This window comes from Marinobacterium sp. xm-d-564, assembly GCF_013283345.1.
Classification (GTDB): domain Bacteria; phylum Pseudomonadota; class Gammaproteobacteria; order Pseudomonadales; family Balneatricaceae; genus Marinobacterium_E.
This window is the reverse complement of record NZ_WBYO01000007.1, coordinates 81762-100723: the sequence shown is the minus strand read 5'-3', so window position 1 is coordinate 100723 and position 18962 is coordinate 81762. Positions and strand designations below refer to the sequence as shown.

Here is an 18962-nt window from a genome sequence, read left to right as displayed (position 1 = left end):
TATTAGGCTTAATCTCGCAATACTGCACCTAGATCAGAGGTCAGTTTTTCAACGACCGCTTGCACTGATGCATTGATCTCTTCTTCGTTAAGAGTGCGCGATGGGTGCTGCCAGGTCAAGCCAAGAGCAAGACTTTTTTGTCCATCTTCAATACCTTGGCCGGTATATACGTCAAATAGGATGACCTCTTTTAGGAATTCACCGCCCTCTGACTGCGCAATAGAACGAACCGAGTCAAAGCTCACCTCTGCACCGATCACCATCGCTAAATCACGACGTGACTCTGGGAATTTAGAGAGGGATGCAAAACGAGGTAGACGCCCTTCCAACAGAGATGATAGCTTCATCTCGAATAGATAGACTGGACCTGCAAGATCTAAGCTCTTCTGTAAGCTTGGGTGCATCGCACCAACCCAACCCACTGTCACGCCCGCTTTCTCAATGCGAGCTGACTGACCTGGGTGAAGGGCATGGTGAGTATCGGCAACCAGCTTAAACTGGCTCGCATCGCCACCCAAAGAAAACAAGGATTCCAGATCACCTTTGATATCAAAGAAATCGACCTTGTCGCTCTTACCCATCCACGATTCTGGTGAACGGTTACCCGAAATAATACCCGCTAGGCTGTTCTCTTGATCAAGCTCATCGCCATTGGCAATGAAGCACTGACCAATCTCAAACAGACGCACTCGACTCTGTTGACGCGCTTGGTTATAAGCAACGGCTTTAGAGAGACCTGGCCAGATAGTGGTACGCATAACCGCCATTTCAGCAGAGATAGGGTTAGCAAGCGCTACCGCTTCATTCTGATCGTCAAACTGTTTTGCTAGACCCGCTTCGATGAAGCTGTAGGTAATCGCCTCTTGGTATCCACGAGAGACCAAATGACGACGCAGGGTGCTTGCCGTTAGTTTCGACTCTTTGATTGAGGGCAGAGGAAGCTCGGCACGGGGTGTGTTAGACGGCAGATTGTTGTAGCCGTAAACGCGTGCAATCTCTTCAATCAGATCAACTTCGATGCTGATATCAAAACGGTAGCTAGGAACCGCAACCATCCATGAGCCATCGCCATTAGCACGCAACTGAAGACCTAGACGCGTTAGGATCTCTTCGATCTCTGCCGCTGGAATTTCAAGTGCCAACATATCAGTGACACGCTGGTGACGCAGTTCAAGTGCGACCGGCTTCGGCAAGTTCGTTTCAGATACAGCCTGGATAACCGGACCAACCTCACCACCGACAATATCAATCAGCAAGGCTGTCGCACGCTCAATAGCACGCGCCTGTAACTGCCAATCAACACCACGTTCGTAACGGTGGGATGCATCCGTATGCAGACCATAGTTTCGTGCGCGACCTGCAATCGCGATAGGGTCAAAGTAGGCACACTCAAGCAGAATATCTTTACTCTCTTCAGAGACTTCAGAGTTACCGCCCCCCATGATGCCCGCCATCGCAATTGCTTTATTGTGATCGGCAATCACTAGCGTATCAGCGTTCAGCTTAATCTCACTGCCATCAAGCAGTGTTAGCGCTTCGCCCTGCTCGGCCATGCGAACACGAATACCACCTTCAATCTTATTCAGATCAAAAGCGTGCATTGGCTGCCCTAACTCAAGCAACACATAGTTGGTAACATCGACAACAGGATCGATAGAGCGAACGCCAGAACGCTCTAAACGCTCAACCATCCAACGTGGCGTCTGTGCATTGATATCGATGCCACGAATGACACGACCCAAGTAGCGAGGGCAAGCTGAAGCGGCTTCTAACTCGATCGAAACGGTATCACCAATGGTTGCTGCAACAGCAGAGCAATCGATCTCAGCCACAGCGGCTTTATTCAATACACCCACTTCACGAGCCATACCGACCATACCTAGGCAGTCACCACGGTTAGGCGTCAAATCGACATCGATGATCATATCTTCAAGATTAAGGTAGTCACGGACACTCTGACCGACTGGAGCATCGGCTGGAAGCTCCATGATGCCGCCATGATCATCCGATAGGCCTAGCTCATCTTCAGCACAGAGCATACCCATGGATTCAACACCACGTAGCTTGGCTTTCTTAATCTTAAAGTTACCCGGTAGAACGGCACCGACCGTTGCAAAAGCGGTCTTGATTCCAGCACGGGCGTTGGGGGCACCACACACCACTTGGAAGGTCTCACTACCGTCGCTTACCTGACATACGCGCAGTTTATCGGCATCTGGGTGCTGCTCGGCACTCAGAACTTCACCCACAACCACACCGGAAAACTCTTTGGCAACCGACTCAATCTCATCAACTTCTAAACCTGCTAGGCTGAGTTGATCCGCTAAACCCTGCGTATCGATGGCAGGCTGAACCAGTTCACGTAACCACTGTTCACTGAATTTCATAGTTAAATACTCTCGTCTGCTATCGGCTGAATTAGTTGAACTGGCTTAGGAAGCGCAGATCGTTTTCAAAGAATAGTCGTAGATCGTCAACGCCATAACGCAGCATTGCGAAACGCTCAACCCCCATACCAAAGGCAAATCCGGTGTACTCTTCAGAGTCGATACCCGACATCTCAAGTACTTTTGGATGAACCATGCCACAGCCTAGTACTTCTAGCCATTTACCATCACCGCGATCGATATCGACTTCAATAGAAGGCTCAGTAAATGGGAAGTAGGAAGGACGGAAACGCACACGCACATCCTCTTCAAAGAATTCACGTAAGAACTGTTCAAGCGTACCTTTAAGATCTGCAAAGCTGATGTTCTTATCGATGATCAAACCTTCAACCTGATGGAACATTGGTGAGTGGGTCTGGTCATAGTCACAACGGTAGACACGACCTGGACAGATAATACGAATAGGCGGCTTCTGCGCCTCCATCGTACGAACCTGTACTGGAGAAGTGTGGGTTCTTAACAGACGGTGAGCGTCAAAATAGAAGGTATCGTGCATCGCACGCGCTGGGTGGTGCGATGGAATGTTGAGCGCTTCGAAGTTGTGGTAATCATCTTCGATCTCAGGCCCCTCTTCTACCGAGTAACCGATGCGACTGAAGAAAGCTTCAATACGATCCATCGTTTTTGTCACTGGGTGCAGGCCACCCAACTCTGGCTGACGACCAGGAAGCGTGACATCCACCTTCTCTGCAGCCAACTTCGCTTCAAGTGCAGCATTTTCGAGTAGGCTCTTACGCGCATTCAGCACATCGGACAGCGCCTCTTTGGCCACGTTGATGCGTGCACCTGCAGCAGGACGCTCTTCGTTAGATAGTTTACCAAGCCCTTTCAATAGCTGGGTAAGGTGCCCCTTCTTACCTAGGTACTGAACACGAACTTCGTCTAAAGTTTTTACATCGCTCGCTGCTTCAGCAGCGGCTTTTCCTTCCGCCAACAGGGCGTCAAGATTTTCCATTTACGGCTCCACTCTCTGGGTCCAAATACAAAAATAGGGGAAGAGCGAGCACCCTTCCCCTATCTGAGTCGATCAATTCATCACCCTAGGGTGACGATTGTCTTAGGCTAGTGCTGCTTTTGCTTTTTCAACAACAGCGGTAAACGCTGTTTGCTGATGCACTGCCAGATCAGCCAGTACCTTACGGTCGATCTCAACGTTAGCCTTTTTAAGGCCAGCGATCAGACGGCTGTACGACAAACCATTGATGCGAGCTGCTGCGTTAATACGAGCAATCCACAGAGCACGGAACTGACGTTTGCGCTGACGGCGGTCACGGTAAGCGTACTGACCCGCTTTGATGACAGCTTGTTTGGCTACGCGGAATACACGACTACGAGCGCCGTAGTAACCTTTAGCCTGTTTCAATACTTTTTTATGACGTGCACGAGCTTGTACACCACGTTTTACGCGAGGCATGGTAACTCCTTCTTAATCCTATTCGTAACCAATTAAATGTATGGAAGCATGCGCTTAACCAGAGCCTGGTCAGCTGCATGTACCTGAAGCATTGGGCGTAGCTGACGCTTACGCTTAGTAGTCTTCTTGGTCAGAATGTGACTTTTGAAGGCTTGCTTGTGCTTGAAGCCATTAGCAGTCTTCTTGAAACGCTTTGCCGCACCGCGGACAGATTTAATCTTTGGCATTTACTTTCTCCACGCATTCGTTAGTTATCTGTTGGAACGAACAAAACCTGCAACACCATACTGGATGGCACGGCAGGTCTTAGTTTGGAACCAACTACTTTTTCTTAGGAGCTATGACCATGACCATCTGACGACCTTCAAGTTTAGGACGAGCTTCAACAGTACCGTAGTCTGCCAAATCCGTTTCAACTCGATTAAGAAGCTCCATTCCGAGCTCCTGGTGCGCCATCTCACGACCGCGGAAGCGAATCGTAATCTTGGTCTTATCTCCACCTTCTAGGAAACGTATCAGGTTGCGTAGTTTTACCTGATAATCCCCCACATCAGTCCCTGGACGGAACTTAATCTCTTTAACCTGCATCTGAGTCTGTTTCTTCTTAGCCTCATTTGCACGTTTTTTCTGGTCGTAAAGGTGTTTACCGTAGTCCATCACCTTACAGACGATTGGGTCGGAATCGGAGATCTGTACTAGATCCAATCCTGCCTCTTCAGCCGCACGAAGCGCTTCATTAAGGCTTACAACACCAACCTGCTCTCCGTCAGCGCCGATTAAACGACACTCACGAGCTCGAATATTTTCATTAATTGGCGGCAAATTCTTTTGACCGCGCTTGTTATCACGCTTGATAGCTAGTTTCTCCTAAAGCGTTTTTATTCGCTGCGACCTTTGCGATTATTCTCTTGAATCAACAAGTTAGCAAAGTCTTCAACACTAAATACACCCATATCTTCACCTGTGCGTGTGCGTACAGCAACGCTGCCAGATTCAACTTCTTTATCGCCGATTACTAGAAGATAAGGGATTTTCTGTAGAGTGCGCTCGCGGATTTTAAAGCCGATCTTCTCATTTCTCAAGTCCGAAATTGCTCTAATGCCGCTATTTTGCAGCTTAGACACCACTTCATTGACAAAATCTGACTGTTTATCGGTGATATTCATGACGGCAACCTGCACTGGAGACAACCAAGTCGGCAGCGCCCCCGCGTAGTGCTCAATCAAAATACCGATAAATCGCTCAAACGAACCTAGAATCGCACGGTGCAACATAACCGGTGTTTCACGATCGCCCTTCTCGTTAACAAACTGAGCATCGAGTCGACCCGGCATCGAGAAGTCGACCTGAATCGTTCCACACTGCCAAACACGACCCAGACAGTCACGTAGTGAGAATTCAATCTTAGGACCGTAGAAGGCACCTTCACCAGGCAGTTCTTCCCAATCCAGACCCGCTGCGTCCAAAGCATCAGCCAACGCCTTTTCAGCTTTATCCCAAACTTCATCAGAACCGACACGCTGCTCAGGTCGAGTAGAGAGTTTGTAAATAATGTCGCTGAATCCGAAATCAGTGTAGACCTCATGAAGGAAGTCGATGAATTCAGCCACCTCAGATTGAATAGAGTCCTCAGCACAGAAAGTGTGACCATCATCTTGAACGAAGCCACGAACACGCATGATACCGTGCAGTGCACCAGATGGCTCATTGCGGTGACACGAGCCAAATTCAGCCATACGCAAAGGTAGGTCACGGTATGAACGCAATCCCTGGTTGAATACTTGAATGTGACATGGGCAGTTCATCGGCTTAACGGCAAAGTCACGGCTCTCAGAGTGGGTCGTGAACATCTGCTCTTGGAACTTATCCCAGTGACCTGATTTTTCCCACAGAGTACGTTCAACCACCTGCGGTGTCTTGATCTCTTGGTAGCCACGTTTGCGCTGCTGTTCACGCATGTACTGTTCCACTGCCTGCCAAAGAGTCCAGCCATTCGGATGCCAAAACACCATACCTGGTGCTTCTTCCTGAAGATGGAACAGATTCAACTGCTTACCGAGTTTACGGTGGTCACGCTTCTCTGCCTCTTCAAGGCGGTGCAAGTAGGCTTTAAGGTCTTTCTTGTCACCCCAAGCTGTGCCGTAGATACGAGTTAGCTGCTCGTTTTTAACGTCACCGCGCCAGTAAGCGCCAGCCACTTTCATCAGTTTGAAAACTTTTAGGTGGCCCGTATTAGGCACGTGTGGGCCACGACATAGATCGATGAAATCACCCTGCTTGTAGAACGAGAGATCCTCTTCACCAGGAATCGATTCAATGATCTCAACCTTGTACTTCTCGCCCATCGCTTCAAACATTTTCACTGCGTCAGGACGGCTCATAACTGAGCGCTCAACAGGAAGATTCGACTTAGCCAGTTCCGCCATGCGCTTTTCGATCTTCTCTAGATCTTCTGGCGTAAATGGACGCTCATAAGCAAAATCGTAGTAGAAACCGTCATCGATCGTTGGACCAATCGTCACTTGAGCACCAGGAAAAAGATCTTGAACAGCCATCGCCATCAAGTGCGCAGTTGAGTGACGAATGATATCGACACCCTCTTCATCGCGCGCCGTGATAAGAGAGACGTCTGCATCCGCCTCGATGACAAAAGAGGTATCAACCAATTCACCATTCACTCGACCAGCAAGGGTAGCTTTCGCTAGACCTGGGCCGATATCAGACGCCAGATCAAAGACAGACAGTGGCTGATCGAATTCACGTTTACTTGAATCAGGAAGAGTAATAACAGGCATTTATAGATCCTAGTGCTCAGTGGTGACCCATACGACAGGCCACGTAAGTTATGTGCGAACGACTCAGTCGAAGCGCGTTTCAATTGAAGGGCAGTATTATACAGATCTAACCAACCAGTCTCCACCCTGATCCGGCTTAAAACCCAATGGTTAGCCACGAAGTGACTGATTTTTATCAAGCATCGTGGCATCATTGCGACAACAAAAATGATAAGAGCACAGGGATGAAAGCACCTCGCCTTAAAATCAGCACCCGCTTAACACTACTGGTCAGTCTATTGATCCTGACGCAGGCGATTGTGTTGGGAATTTTCACCCTAAGATATCTAGCGGATTCACTCGAAGATCAGATCGGTCAACGCGCCCTGCAGCTCTCGTCAATGATCTCTCAAACCCCCTCTATTCGCGACGCTGTCAGTCGCAGTGATAGTGACGCGGTCCAAGCCATTGTAGCCGACCTCAGATTAGCAACCGACGCCAGTTTCATCTCAATTGGTGATATCGACGGCATACGTCTCGTTCACCCAAAACCAGAACGCATCGGCAAACCGATGGTGGGTGGTGATAACTATCGCGCACTGGAACTTGGTGAAAGTTACATCTCTAAAGCCGTTGGCAGCCTTGGGGAGTCAATCCGAGGCAAGACACCCGTGCTGGATGATCAGGGCAAGATCGTCGGCGTGGTTTCGGTCGGTTATTTAACCAAAACCATCGACCAGACCATATTTAACTATCAAGGCACCGTCATCGTTGGCACCTTTGCCCTACTCTTGGTGTCGATTATGTTGGCCATGTGGATTGCACGCCGTTTTAGGTCTGCCATTTTTGACCTTGAACCTCACGAGATCGCTGCCCTATTCCTAGAGCGAAACGCCACGCTGGAGTCGGTTCGAGAGGGGATCATCTCCATTAACTCAAAAGGTGAAATCACCACCTTTAACCGAGCAGCACTAAGAACACTCGGGATTGATGATCAAGATGTTTCAGGACGCCCACTCAGTGAGGTACTTCCCGATTCAAGAATGCCCATGCTGCTTGAGACCGGTGAAGCCGAGTACGATCGAGAGACTCTCGTCAACGGCCGACAATTGATCATTAACCGATTACCCATCGTGAAAGAGGACCAGGTGGTGGGTGTGGTTGCCAGTTTCCGCCCGAAAGATGAGTTGACTGAGGTGAGCCGAAAGCTAACCCGCATTCGCCAGTATGCTGAAGCCCTTCGTTCACAAGCACACGAATACGCCAATAAACTACACACCATTGCAGGTCTCATTAGTTTAGATGCCAAGCAGGAAGCGCTCGATCTTATTGGACAGGAGACTAAGGAGCACCAGGAGCTGTTAACCTGGCTAAAAGAGTCGGTGGCAGATCCGGTCGTAGCAGGCTGTATACTCGGAAAATTCAATCGCGCGAATGAACTAGGGCTGACACTTGAGATTGATGAGGGTTCACAGCTTCACCAACTTCCGTCTCATATTGAATCACAGCAGATGGTGACGTTAATCGGCAACCTAATTGATAACGCTTTTGATGCCTCACTTTCGGCCCACTCCGAAGAGGTGCGCCTATCAATGACCGATATGGGCTCGGATATCATTATTGAAGTCGAAGATGACGGCGAGGGTATTGATCCCAACAAGATCAACAACCTATTTACCTCAGGGGTCAGCAGCAAAGGCGAAGGTCGTGGCATCGGACTATTTTTAGTGCAAGAGACCATAGAAGCCCTAGGTGGCCACATTACTGTAGAAACCTCACACTCAGGCGGAAGCCGTTTTACCCTCTATCTACCAAGGAGTGGCAAGGATGTCTGATACATTGAAAATACTGATTGCTGAAGATGATCCACAGATTGCTGAGATTCAGCGACGTTTTGTAGAGCGCATCGATGGCTTTGACGTCATAGGCATTAGCCACTCAACCCGAGACGCACAAGATATGCTCGATGTTTTTCAGCCGGATCTTGTGCTGTTAGACATCCACTTCCCTGACGGAAGCGGTTTAGATCTTCTTAAAACTCTGCGTTCAGGGGACTCACAAACCGACGTCATCATGATCACAGCCGCTAAAGAGGTGGATAGCCTATCCGAGGCACTGCGTCTGGGTGTGTTTGACTATGTTCTGAAACCCTTAGTGTTTGATCGCCTCTCTGGCGCCTTAAACCAGTACAGATCTCATAAAAAAACCCTTTCAAATCAAGCTAACGAACTTTCCCAGCAAGATGTTGATCAACTGCTCTCGCGTCACAGAGAGAGCAAAAACAGCAGCCTTAAACTTGAAGCTCTACCCAAAGGGATCGACCAGATTACACTGGAAAAAATTGTTGCGGTGTTCAGGGAGAGTCATGACTCTTTAAGTGCAGAGCAGGTAGGCGAGCGCATTGGCTCTAGCCGCACCACCGCGAGACGCTATTTGGAATATCTAGTGGGACAAGAGCGACTCAATGCCGATATTAACTATGGCACAGTCGGCCGACCCGAACGGCGCTACAAGGGGCTATAAACAAAAAAACGCTGACTCTTATCAGCGTTTTTTATTAGAGCTTCTACCAACCTGTCGTGGTTAGTTACTCTGCGTAGGTGGTTTCAACTTGCCACGGAAGATGAACGGCGCTAGGAAGCCAAGAACAGCAGCAATCCATAGACCGACTGAGATGTTACTGCTGAACAGATAGGTCCAGTCACCATCAGAAAGCACCATCGCACGGCGAAGGTTAACTTCCATATGACCACCCAACAGAATACCCAGAATGACCGGTACTGAAGGAATGTCCATCTTGCGTAGCAGGTAACCCAGCACACCAAAGCCAATCATCAATAGTAGATCGAAGTAGCTACCGGTCAGTGAGTAGATACCGACAAATGCAACTAGGGTCACACCTGGCAGCAGAATCGCAGGGGATACCTGTAACACTCGGCTGAACATCTTCACCATTGGGACGTTAAGCACCAACAGTACAACGTTGGCAATCAGTAGTGAGGCGATCAAACCCCAAACCACTTCAGGTCGGTCGTTAAACAACGTGGGACCCGGTGTAATATTCAACGTCATCAAAAGTGCTAGCAGAACGGCTGTTGTACCTGAACCCGGTACACCTAGCGTCAACATAGGCACTAACGCCCCCCCTGCCGCCGCATTGTTACCCGCCTCTGGTGCAGCGATACCACGTGGATCACCTTTACCGAACTGCGAGTTGTCACGTACTGAGGACTTCTCTTGCATGTACGCCAAGAAACTACCCAACGATGCACCTGCACCCGGCAATAGACCTGCAATAAAGCCGATCACTGTTGCCTTTAGCATGGTCCATTTAGTGCGAGCAATGTCAGCCCAAGGAATACGTACTTTCTCTAGTTTCACGCCTATGGCAGAGTCTTTACCGTGTGACTCAATAAACACCAGTACTTCAGAGACCGCAAAAAGACCAACGATGGCTACCAAGAAGTCGATACCATCAAACAGGTGCATGTTATCGCCGGTAAAACGAGTCATGCCCGTTGAAGCATCCACACCAATGGTCGCGATTCCCAGACCGATACAGACAGCTAATGCTGCCTTAGCCTGGTTGTTAGAACCGATACCACCTAAGGTGGCAAAGGCCAGCATGTAGAGCGCAAAGTACTCGGCTGGGCCGAACTGGTAAGCCACACGAGCCAACAACGGCGCAAGCAGCATTAAACCAACCGTCGCCAACAGTGCACCGACGAACGAAGCGACACCTGAGAGTACCAACGCATCTCCGGCGCGACCTGATTTGGCCATTGGATACCCATCAAGACAGGTCATCATAGCCGGCTCATCACCCGGGATGTTCAGAAGAATCGAAGAGATACGACCACCATACATGGCGCCGTAGTAAACACTCGTCATTAATACCAGTGCCTGAGTTGCATCTAGACCAAATGAGAATGTTAAAGGAATTAGTATCGCAACACCGTTCGATGGACCTAGACCCGGCAGAGAGCCGATCATCGTTCCAAGGATACAGCCTGCTATAGCAAGGGCCAGGGTGAAAGGCGAGAGCGCCACATCAAAGCCAATGGCCAAATTTGCAAAGATATCCATACCCTACCCCATCAACCAGCGCGGTAGCGCAAAAAGACTTAAACCGAAGATGAACTTAAAGATCAGGAACAGCGCTCCTGAGAAAAGCACTCCAGTCACTACAGCATTTTTTGCTCTAGCTTCAATCAGATAGGATACAGCGGTACCGGCTATCGCGGTTGAAACTAAGAAACCCAGCGGTTTAAGTGTGTAGGCATAGAAAACCAGCGCTACAACTGCAAAGCCAATGTGCATAAAGGTTGTTAAACCTGGCCACTCTGGCTCTTGATCCGGTTTCATGATCATCACAAGACCACAGATTACCGCTACCGACGCAATCATCATCGGGAAGGCTTTTGGGCCGAGTGGATCAGAGAAAAAAGGCTCTTGCAGTTGAGTGGCGCCCGCGAAATACGCGAGCGCCAGCACAACGACGATTAACCCCGTTATGCGATCTGTCATTACTTGATTACACCAAGCTCTTTAGACATATCTTGTACTTCCTGCATCACACCGTTTAGGTAGTTCTGGAAGTCTGGGCCCACTTTCGTGAACTTAACAAGACCGTTTGCTTCCATAGCGTCCGCCCACTCTTTAGAGGCTGCAACCTGAGCTAGCGCATCAGACCACTGGTTGTAAGAAGCTTCAGACGCACCTTTTGGAGTGTAGAGACCACGCCAGTTAACCGCGACAACATCGATACCCTGCTCTTTAGCCGTTGGAATCACAACATCTAGACCTGGAATTTCGATACGCTCGTCAGTGAATGAAGCCAGTACGCGAACGTCACCGTTTTTAATGAAGCTTACAACACCTGAGATGTCACCTGTCATTGCTGACGTGAAGCCACCAACTGTCTGAGTGATCGCATCAGCGTCACCGTCAACAGCGATGTACTTAACCTTACGGATATCCGTGAAGCCTTTACGTTTCAGCGCCATTAGGACTTTAAGGTGATCGTAACCGCCTGCAGCTGATCCACCGGCAAAGGCGTGCTTACCAGGGTTCGCTATAACATCATCAAGCAACTCGTTCAGAGTCTGGTAAGGCGAGTCTTTAGCAACCACGATAACGCCAGGGTCAGCACCGATAGCACCTAGGAAACGAACCTGATCAGACGTCATACCTGAGTAAGCGTTTTGAGCTAGACGCGTTGCTGTAGCTGTTGAAGCAGCAACAATAAGATCACCGTCGTCGTTACGCTCGTTAACCACGTGCGCGTAGGCTAGACCACCGCCTGCACCCGCCATATTAGTGACTTGAACGGGATCTTTAACGGCACCGATGTCATGCATGATTTTGCCGATTTGACGACAAGTGAAGTCCCAACCACCGCCTGGGTTAGCAGGTGCAATACACTCAGCCGCCATTGCAGAAGAGGCAACGCTCATTGCAACGCCAGCTGCTAGAAATTTAATTTTTGCTAGTTTCATTTTCTTCTCCTTGTTATGAACACTGACATCGCAGTTTGATGAACAGTTAACAAGAATTTAGAAAAATCCACTCTTAAGAAAAAGCTTGTGGCGATAAGGAGTATTAATTTTATAAACAGCATTTTGTTCATAAAGTTCACGAGACGGCTTAATAGTGTGGAATAACAGGATTGCCTACTGACGGGCGAACGCCAACAGAGAGCGTGTGTAAAGCACATGCTCTCTTGCCGCCTCCTGCGCGGCTAACCGATCCCCTTGTTCAAGAGCCGAGAATATCTGCTGATGCTGAGGATTAATCCGCTCAGGATATCGCCCATAACGTTTAAGTGTTAGATCTAAGGCCTTGTAAATAGATGAAAAATAACGGTTGTAGAAGAGCTCACTTAAACTAGCGACTACGAGATTGTGGCTGTACTTAGCGATCAGCATATGAAACTGAAGATCCGCTTTTGCGCGAATCAATGTCGTGTTCTTTTGACTCCGCAGCTGCATCTTCTCGAACTCAGATCGAATGATTGCAATCTGCGTTTTCGAAGCGTTCTCAGCACAACACCCAGCGGCCACAGATTCAATAAAAGCTCTTAACTCAAGCACATCCCTAACGTCATTCAATGTCGGATCTGCTTTTACCGGTAAATTAAGAACCACACTCTCTAAAGGGTTAACCAGACGAGTTAGACGTCCCTGCTGTTTAATGAGCAGACCGGCGGCAAGCAACTCTGACATAGCCTCCCTAATCGCACTTCGGGATACTGAAAAGTGAGCAGCTAACCTCGACTCAGACGGAAGGGTTTCGCCTGCTCGAGTAGTATCCATCAATAGCGATAACAGAGAAGAAGTGATCGACATAACTGGTCTGACAAGTGGTGTTTATTTTCTGCAAGAGTACGCTGCAACAGGATAGAGTGCAAAAAAAGTTAAGGAGCCCTTCAATGAGTGTAATTTGCGAACTATCTGACCTACGTCGTCTCTACCACAAACGTGTCCCTAAAATGTTCCAAGGCTACTGTGAGTCTGGATCATGGACGCAACAGACGTTGGCAATGAATGACTCTGACTTTAACAAGATTCTGTTTCGTCAGCGCGTGGCGCGTGATCTTGCACCCCGCACCCTAGCGACTCAAATGGTGGGACAGGATGTGACCATGCCAGTAGCCATGGCTCCGGTGGGTCTTTTGGGTATGCAACACGCCGATGGTGAGATCAAAGCAGCGCAAGCTGCTGAGGCCTTTGGCGTTCCTTTTACTCTGTCTACCATGAGCATCTGTTCCATTGAGAAGGTAGCCGAAGCAACCACCAAACCCTTCTGGTTCCAGCTCTACGTTCAGAAAGATCGCGAATTCACTAAGAAGTTGATCGAACGTGCCAAAGCTGCAGGCTGTTCCGCTCTGGTTGTTACACTGGATCTTCAGATGATCGGTAAGCGCCATGCAGACCACCGCAACGGTATGACCGCACCTCCCCGCCTGACTATCCCTAACATTTTAGATATTTCACGTCGTCCACGCTGGGCATTCGGCATGTTGGGGACTAAAAATCGTGAGTTTGGCAACATCCAAGGCTGTGCGACCGGCGTTGATGACATGAACGATCTAATGAAATGGACGGCCGGATCCTTTGATCCCAACCTAGATTGGGACGACTTGAAGTTCTTCCGTGAACTTTGGGATGGCCCTTTGATCATCAAAGGCATTCTAGAAGCTGAAGATGCGAAGAAGTGTATCGAGCTAGGTGCCGACGCCATTGTCGTCTCAAACCACGGCGGCCGTCAGTTAGATGGTGCTCGCTCATCGATCAGCGTGCTTCCAGAGATCGTTGATGCTGTTGGCAACCAAATCGAGGTCTGGATGGATGGTGGCATTCGCTCTGGCCAAGATGTGATACGTGCTCGCGCACTGGGTGCTAAAGGCGTGTTGGTCGGCCGTCCTATGGTCTATGGCCTAGGTGCTATGGGTAAAGCGGGTGTAACAAGAATGTTAGAGATTTTCCATGAGGAGGCTGAATTGACCATGGCCTTTATGGGGCATCGTGATATTGCTTCAGTCTCAAAAGATGACATTGTCATTAAAGGCGAACTTTAAAAAGGATCGCTCGGTTAAACAGAGATAATATCTAGTACTGAACAGACAACAAAGCAGCCCTAGGGCTGCTTTTTTATTTCTTAATTCAGACAGTGCAGTCTATTTTTTCTTATTGACCACTCATAACACTGCTCAGAAGCGCTTCACGGTCGATTGAATATTGTCGTGATGGCTCTTCTGGGCATAGGCTGTACCCCTCATTTGAAGGAGCCATGACATCATCGGCTACACGTGAGAAAGAGCTATCATCAAATGAACGGACTAGCAGACCCATTGAAGAGAGTGTTCGTGCCTTTGCAATGGTCAGATCACTCTGTGCATTCACAAGTGCACGACGCGTTTCAAAGTACTCATTCTCAGTATCAAGAAGGTCGAGTAAGGTGCGTTGACCGATATCAAACTGACCACGGTAGGCAACGCGCGCTTTGCTGATGGCTAATGCGTTCTGCTCTAGCAGACTAATCTGGCTTTGCAAATTATTGATTGCATTAAAGGCAATCATTGCCTCCTGTCGAATGTCATAACAGGCAGCAAGGCGCTCTGTCTCTGCACTGGTTGCCGCCTTTTGATACTGGCGAATAGCGGCTGCATCAGCCCCTCCGTTGTATAGGTTGAAGCTAAGCACAAGCTCAACCGCCATATCCCGATAATTTCCAGAGTTCCCGGAGCGGTTTCTCTCGTGCTGATCGCGTACGCGCAGATCCAATTTAGGTTGGTTTGCCGCTTCACGCACTCGCTTATCAGCCTGAGCCGCCATGACTGATTCAGTAGTGGCCATTAAGAAGGGGTGTTCTTGATAGGCCGTTTTTAGGACGCTATTAGCATCCGAACCTATCAGATCTGTATTCAGGGTAATATCTTCAAGGTTATCCTCTGGCTGTAGGTTAGTCATGCGCTGGTAACGAGCAGACACATCGTGCAGATTAGCAACTTCTGTCAATAAGTTAGTCTCTGCCAAAGCTAATCGACCGTTGGCTTGCTCTAAATCCACGCCACGACCAACGCCCTGCTCTACGCGCTCTAGGATCTGATCGTAAATTTTACGGTGCTCTACGTAGTTCTCTTTGGTTAGCGCTAAGAGTTTTTGTTCGCGTGCCACATCGGCATAGGCGCTAACTGCCTGAAAAGCCGCCTGCTCGGTCTCATATTTAAATTCAAAGTAACGAGCGCGGCGTTCATGGCTTAACCGAGCCACTTGGTTACGTGTCTCGTTTCCGTCATAAATCATCTGAGTCAGCGTAAGCGTTGCCGTTGAATGGTGGTAATCATCCAAACCAGTACCAGGGCTTTTAGACCAGCGCGTCCCCACATCCATATCTAGATCGATACTCGGGTAGTAACCACCTTCAGCCGAACGCTGCTCTTCTGCTGCCGCCTCAAAGTTATACCAAGCTGCATTGACACTTGGGTTATTGATCAGTGCTTCACTGATTGCTTTGTCAAATAGGCTTATCTCACTGGCCTGTACAGCTATAGATGAAGATGCCATGAAAACAGAGATCGCTAAAAGTCGATGCATTCTAAGTTCCTATTCAATTAATCGTGTTGCTGAGTTGGTATTCATACCATTCAGCGACTATATTTCCTTTAAGGAAAGTCTAGTCAAACGATTGCAAATTGCAGGCCAACTTTTCGCAAATTGCTAATATTTATATAAAAAGGCCACCGAACCACGTTTTATGACTCTCACGCACCCACTTTTCCAATCGAACTGGATACGTAGATCGCTCAACCGATCTGCAGGTGTGATATTTGCCTTAACTCTGACAACCGTGCTAGCTAAAACAGACTATGTAGGCATTTTAGAGATCGCTAAAGAGCGATACGGCGACAAGGCTGTTGCAACGGTTAATGACTGGCAGGATCTAATTAGTGAGATCAGCCCCCTTGCGAACGAAGAAAAGCTAGAGGCGGTCAACGACTTCTTTAACAAACGAGTGCTGTTTGTTGATGACATCTATAACTGGAAAGAGAGTGACTACTGGGCGACCCCTTTAGAAACCATGGGAGTTTTAAAAGGTGATTGCGAAGATTTTACGATTGCTAAATACACTACTCTTTTATTAGCCGGAATGCCTATGGAGCATCTACGCTTGTTCTACGTAAAGGCCAAAATAGGCGGTGTAAACAGCACTGTAAGCCAGGCTCATATGGTGTTGAGCTATTATGAAAAGCCCACTTCAGCGCCACTGATTTTAGATAACTTGATACCCGATATTAAAGTGGCGAGTAGCCGACCAGACCTAACACCTGTCTTTAGTTTCAATTCGGCAGGCATTTGGGTCGGAGGATCAACTACTGCCGCTTCGAATGATCCAGCCTCTAAATTATCACGCTGGAGTGACCTACTTGAACGAATGCAAAATGAGGGAATTCAGTAATGCCCTCTTATGACCCAATGGAGCTTCGCTATGTCATTAGTTAAACAGTTATGGATTGGCATCATCCTGCTTATGGCAATCGCCTTTGGTGGCAGCTTCGTGGTGAGCAGCTTATCTGCAAAAAACTACTTAGAGAAGCAGTTAACCATCAAAAACTCAGATAACGTCAACGCCCTTGCACTCTCTTTGAGTCGCTCGCAAGCAGACCCAGTCATGCTAGAGCTAACGCTGGCTGCACAGTTCGATACGGGCTTTTACAAGGAGATTAAACTGACCGGAGCAGACGGCACTACGCTAGTAGAGCGCACTGATAACTCTCCAGTAACAGAAGCACCCAATTGGTTTATTGAGCTTTTTCCTATCAATGCCATACCAGGGGCTGCTGCCATTCAAGATGGATGGACTCAAGTCGGCATGCTAACACTGGAGAGCCACAATCGCTTTGCTTACTCAGAGCTCTGGTCTAGCACCAAAAAACTCTTTAGCTATTTTGTCGTTGCTGCTGCATTAGCAGGGTTACTGGGCAGTTTGTTATTACGCGTTATTACCCAACCCTTGTCGAGCGTTGTCAGCCAAGCAAAAGCCATTAGCGAGCGCCGTTTCATAACAACACCAGAGCCTAAAACGCTTGAGTTCAAGTCCGTAGTTTCATCAATGAATAGCCTGTCTGATCGTATTCAAGCGATGCTTAAACAAGAGACAGATCGACTAGAACAGTGGCGCAAAAATGCACAGTTAGACAGAATCACCAAAGTACTCAATCGCGACCCGTTCATGGGTAAATTATCGGCTGCATTAGGCCATGATGACGAATCATCTAACGGGGCAGTAATACTGTTCCGCATACCGAACCTACAAGAGATAAACCGCGAAATAGGTCGCATAGATGCAGACAAATTGCTTGCAGGCATCGGTGATACTCTTAGTGATTATGTTGTCAAAAATAGTGACTGGGCAGCAGGTAGATTGAACGGCTCCGACTTTGCACTCTTAGCAGCCGGCAATGAAAACCCAAGTCATTTAGCAACCGAGCTTCAGCAAAAAGTTAAAGAGGTCGCACGCAGACTTGATGTACATAGCCTCGATACCATCCCTATGAGCGCCGCTCAATATTCGCCTAAAAGCACACTAGCGGAGCTAATGACAATACTGGATACCAAAATCCAAGAAGCCCAAATAAAATCTTTAATAGACCCAGTGATCATAGAGTCGTTTGGTCAGAGTGATGTACAGGGAAATAACAGTACTGAGCACTGGAGTGCGTTGATCAGCGATGCCCTAACCACAAAGGCGTTTAGTTTAGTTCAGTTCCCTGTCGTATCCGTGCAAGGCAACCTGGTACATAACGAAACCGCAGCTCGCCTGAACGTACAAGGTTCACTCATCCAAGCTGGTGAATTTATCCCGTGGCTACAACGTCTAAAACGTACCGCTGATTTTGACAAAGCACTCATTGAGCAAGCCATCAAAACACTTGAAAACAGTGATAGCGCTATTGCTGTGAACCTTACGCCCGCGTCTCTTGATGACAGCCTTTTCAAACAGTGGTTGATCAATACACTCAATGAAGTACCCAAAGCAGCAAGTCGATTGTCTATTGAGATACCAGAGCAAGGGGCACACCAACGCATTGCCGCGTTTAAAGAGCTTATTCAAAACCTAAAACCGATGGGTGTGCGTGTAGGTATAAAACACGCAGGACAGGATATTGAGCGCATCAGTGCACTGCATGATCTTGGCCTAGATTATGTGAAGATAGACGCCTCTTTGATTCGTAATATTGATAAAGACATGCAGAACCAAACACTGCTTCGTGCACTCTGCTTGGTGCTTCACTCAATCGGCTTTACGGCCATTGCTGCCATGGTTCAGACACCTGAAGAGTGGAACATCCTTAATGAACTTGGCCTAGATGCAGGTGCAGGGCCAGAAGCAAAAAACCACCTAAGCGATTAAGCCAAGGTGGTTTTTATCGGCGGATAAGATTGTAAGACCTTTCTAATTTAATTCGCACAATGCGAATCATTTTAAAAGTAGCTTTTCATCTTCTGGTAGTAGATCTAACTTATTATCCAGGCCATCACGCAAGCGACGACGCATCAACATCTTCGCTTGGGACGCATCAGGCAGCTCTGTAAACTGAATCACATTCTTCGCCATCAATAGCTCAATCACGTCATCCAACACACGAACAAAGTCTAAATCAGAACGGCTAAGCTCAACATGCTCTTGCCCTGCAATTGAGGAGCTGAATGCCATAATCTCACTGTCATCCGACTCAGCAGACTCAAGAAAACCCGGCAGCGCCTCCTCAGACACCGCCACAATATCACCGCGTTCATTTCGTTTAATGTAGGGCATATTAGG

General features: G+C 48.3%; 17 protein-coding genes. 5 read left to right on the top strand and 12 right to left on the bottom strand.

Features of this window, described 5'->3' with window-relative positions; translation table 11 throughout:
* Positions 1 to 8: 8 nt before the first annotated feature.
* The 6 genes from pheT to thrS form a co-directional block, all read right to left on the bottom strand.
* Entirely contained in the window at positions 9 to 2387 is a 2379-nt protein-coding gene (gene pheT, locus XMD564_RS08665; RefSeq protein WP_173508161.1) for a phenylalanine--tRNA ligase subunit beta, read from the bottom strand.
* Between the two features lie 31 nt (positions 2388 to 2418).
* Entirely contained in the window at positions 2419 to 3402 is a 984-nt protein-coding gene (gene pheS / locus XMD564_RS08660; RefSeq protein ID WP_173483500.1) for a phenylalanine--tRNA ligase subunit alpha, read from the bottom strand.
* A gap of 102 nt (positions 3403 to 3504) precedes the next feature.
* On the bottom strand, positions 3505 to 3861 hold the full coding sequence (gene rplT / locus XMD564_RS08655) for a 50S ribosomal protein L20 (protein WP_173482054.1): 357 nt from the start codon (positions 3859 to 3861) through the stop codon (positions 3505 to 3507).
* A 32-nt stretch (positions 3862 to 3893) separates the two neighbouring features.
* Positions 3894 to 4088, bottom strand: a complete 195-nt coding sequence (rpmI, locus tag XMD564_RS08650) for a 50S ribosomal protein L35 (protein ID WP_173482055.1) — start codon at positions 4086 to 4088, stop codon at positions 3894 to 3896.
* A 94-nt stretch (positions 4089 to 4182) separates the two neighbouring features.
* Positions 4183 to 4683 (bottom strand): translation initiation factor IF-3, encoded by a 501-nt coding sequence (gene infC, locus XMD564_RS08645; RefSeq protein ID WP_173482056.1) that lies wholly within the window; start codon positions 4681 to 4683, stop codon positions 4183 to 4185.
* A gap of 56 nt (positions 4684 to 4739) precedes the next feature.
* A complete protein-coding gene (gene thrS / locus XMD564_RS08640) occupies positions 4740 to 6656 on the bottom strand; it encodes a threonine--tRNA ligase (RefSeq protein WP_173483499.1) in 1917 nt (638 codons plus the stop codon).
* A gap of 224 nt (positions 6657 to 6880) precedes the next feature.
* Here thrS and XMD564_RS08635 point away from each other — a divergent pair, with 224 nt between their 5' ends.
* Positions 6881 to 8470: a sensor histidine kinase gene (locus tag XMD564_RS08635; RefSeq protein ID WP_173508160.1), complete on the top strand. Its 1590-nt coding sequence runs from the start codon at positions 6881 to 6883 to the stop codon at positions 8468 to 8470.
* Positions 8463 to 9158, top strand: a complete 696-nt coding sequence (locus XMD564_RS08630; protein WP_173508159.1) for a response regulator — start codon at positions 8463 to 8465, stop codon at positions 9156 to 9158. The genes XMD564_RS08635 and XMD564_RS08630 overlap by 8 nt, the downstream gene beginning before the upstream one ends.
* 60 nt (positions 9159 to 9218) lie before the next feature.
* Here the strand turns inward: XMD564_RS08630 and XMD564_RS08625 are convergent, their stop codons facing one another.
* The 4 genes from XMD564_RS08625 to XMD564_RS08610 form a co-directional block, all read right to left on the bottom strand.
* Positions 9219 to 10721 (bottom strand): tripartite tricarboxylate transporter permease, encoded by a 1503-nt coding sequence (locus tag XMD564_RS08625; protein WP_173508158.1) that lies wholly within the window; start codon positions 10719 to 10721, stop codon positions 9219 to 9221.
* A gap of 3 nt (positions 10722 to 10724) precedes the next feature.
* The gene (locus XMD564_RS08620; RefSeq protein WP_173482061.1) at positions 10725 to 11162 is read right to left on the bottom strand and encodes a tripartite tricarboxylate transporter TctB family protein; all 438 of its coding nucleotides are present in this window, start codon (positions 11160 to 11162) and stop codon (positions 10725 to 10727) included.
* Positions 11162 to 12133, bottom strand: coding sequence for a tripartite tricarboxylate transporter substrate binding protein (locus XMD564_RS08615; protein ID WP_217363849.1), 972 nt, complete (start codon positions 12131 to 12133; stop codon positions 11162 to 11164). Before XMD564_RS08615 ends, XMD564_RS08620 begins: the two co-directional genes overlap by 1 nt.
* Before the next feature lie 174 nt (positions 12134 to 12307).
* Positions 12308 to 12949, bottom strand: a complete 642-nt coding sequence (locus XMD564_RS08610; protein WP_256415756.1) for a FadR/GntR family transcriptional regulator — start codon at positions 12947 to 12949, stop codon at positions 12308 to 12310.
* A 116-nt stretch (positions 12950 to 13065) separates the two neighbouring features.
* On the opposite strand from XMD564_RS08610, the gene XMD564_RS08605 reads away from it, so the two are divergent.
* Entirely contained in the window at positions 13066 to 14214 is a 1149-nt protein-coding gene (locus XMD564_RS08605; RefSeq protein WP_173508156.1) for an alpha-hydroxy acid oxidase, read from the top strand.
* Positions 14215 to 14323: 109 nt separating this feature from the next.
* Here XMD564_RS08605 and XMD564_RS08600 read toward each other — a convergent pair whose 3' ends face one another.
* Positions 14324 to 15733, bottom strand: coding sequence for a TolC family outer membrane protein (locus tag XMD564_RS08600; protein ID WP_173508155.1), 1410 nt, complete (start codon positions 15731 to 15733; stop codon positions 14324 to 14326).
* A 226-nt stretch (positions 15734 to 15959) separates the two neighbouring features.
* Between XMD564_RS08600 and XMD564_RS08595 the strand changes: the two genes are divergently transcribed.
* Both XMD564_RS08595 and XMD564_RS08590 read left to right on the top strand, forming a co-directional pair.
* Positions 15960 to 16595, top strand: a complete 636-nt coding sequence (locus XMD564_RS08595) for a transglutaminase-like cysteine peptidase (protein ID WP_217364291.1) — start codon at positions 15960 to 15962, stop codon at positions 16593 to 16595.
* A 30-nt stretch (positions 16596 to 16625) separates the two neighbouring features.
* Positions 16626 to 18551, top strand: a complete 1926-nt coding sequence (locus XMD564_RS08590; protein WP_173508153.1) for an EAL domain-containing protein — start codon at positions 16626 to 16628, stop codon at positions 18549 to 18551.
* A gap of 66 nt (positions 18552 to 18617) precedes the next feature.
* On the opposite strand, the gene XMD564_RS08585 is transcribed toward XMD564_RS08590, so the two are convergent.
* Positions 18618 to 18956 (bottom strand): hypothetical protein, encoded by a 339-nt coding sequence (locus tag XMD564_RS08585; RefSeq protein ID WP_173508152.1) that lies wholly within the window; start codon positions 18954 to 18956, stop codon positions 18618 to 18620.
* Positions 18957 to 18962: the final 6 nt, after the last annotated feature.

Coding starts and splice junctions, on each gene's coding strand:
- XMD564_RS08585 (WP_173508152.1), bottom strand. CDS start 18,956: ATGCCCTACATTAAACGAAATGAACGCGGTGATATTGTGGCGGTGTCT.
- XMD564_RS08635 (WP_173508160.1), top strand. CDS start 6,881: ATGAAAGCACCTCGCCTTAAAATCAGCACCCGCTTAACACTACTGGTC.
- rplT (WP_173482054.1), bottom strand. CDS start 3,861: ATGCCTCGCGTAAAACGTGGTGTACAAGCTCGTGCACGTCATAAAAAA.
- XMD564_RS08620 (WP_173482061.1), bottom strand. CDS start 11,162: ATGACAGATCGCATAACGGGGTTAATCGTCGTTGTGCTGGCGCTCGCG.
- pheT (WP_173508161.1), bottom strand. CDS start 2,387: ATGAAATTCAGTGAACAGTGGTTACGTGAACTGGTTCAGCCTGCCATC.
- XMD564_RS08605 (WP_173508156.1), top strand. CDS start 13,066: ATGAGTGTAATTTGCGAACTATCTGACCTACGTCGTCTCTACCACAAA.
- rpmI (WP_173482055.1), bottom strand. CDS start 4,088: ATGCCAAAGATTAAATCTGTCCGCGGTGCGGCAAAGCGTTTCAAGAAG.
- XMD564_RS08630 (WP_173508159.1), top strand. CDS start 8,463: ATGTCTGATACATTGAAAATACTGATTGCTGAAGATGATCCACAGATT.
- XMD564_RS08610 (WP_256415756.1), bottom strand. CDS start 12,949: ATGGATACTACTCGAGCAGGCGAAACCCTTCCGTCTGAGTCGAGGTTA.
- thrS (WP_173483499.1), bottom strand. CDS start 6,656: ATGCCTGTTATTACTCTTCCTGATTCAAGTAAACGTGAATTCGATCAG.
- pheS (WP_173483500.1), bottom strand. CDS start 3,402: ATGGAAAATCTTGACGCCCTGTTGGCGGAAGGAAAAGCCGCTGCTGAA.
- XMD564_RS08625 (WP_173508158.1), bottom strand. CDS start 10,721: ATGGATATCTTTGCAAATTTGGCCATTGGCTTTGATGTGGCGCTCTCG.
- XMD564_RS08590 (WP_173508153.1), top strand. CDS start 16,626: ATGTCATTAGTTAAACAGTTATGGATTGGCATCATCCTGCTTATGGCA.
- XMD564_RS08615 (WP_217363849.1), bottom strand. CDS start 12,133: ATGAAACTAGCAAAAATTAAATTTCTAGCAGCTGGCGTTGCAATGAGC.
- XMD564_RS08600 (WP_173508155.1), bottom strand. CDS start 15,733: ATGCATCGACTTTTAGCGATCTCTGTTTTCATGGCATCTTCATCTATA.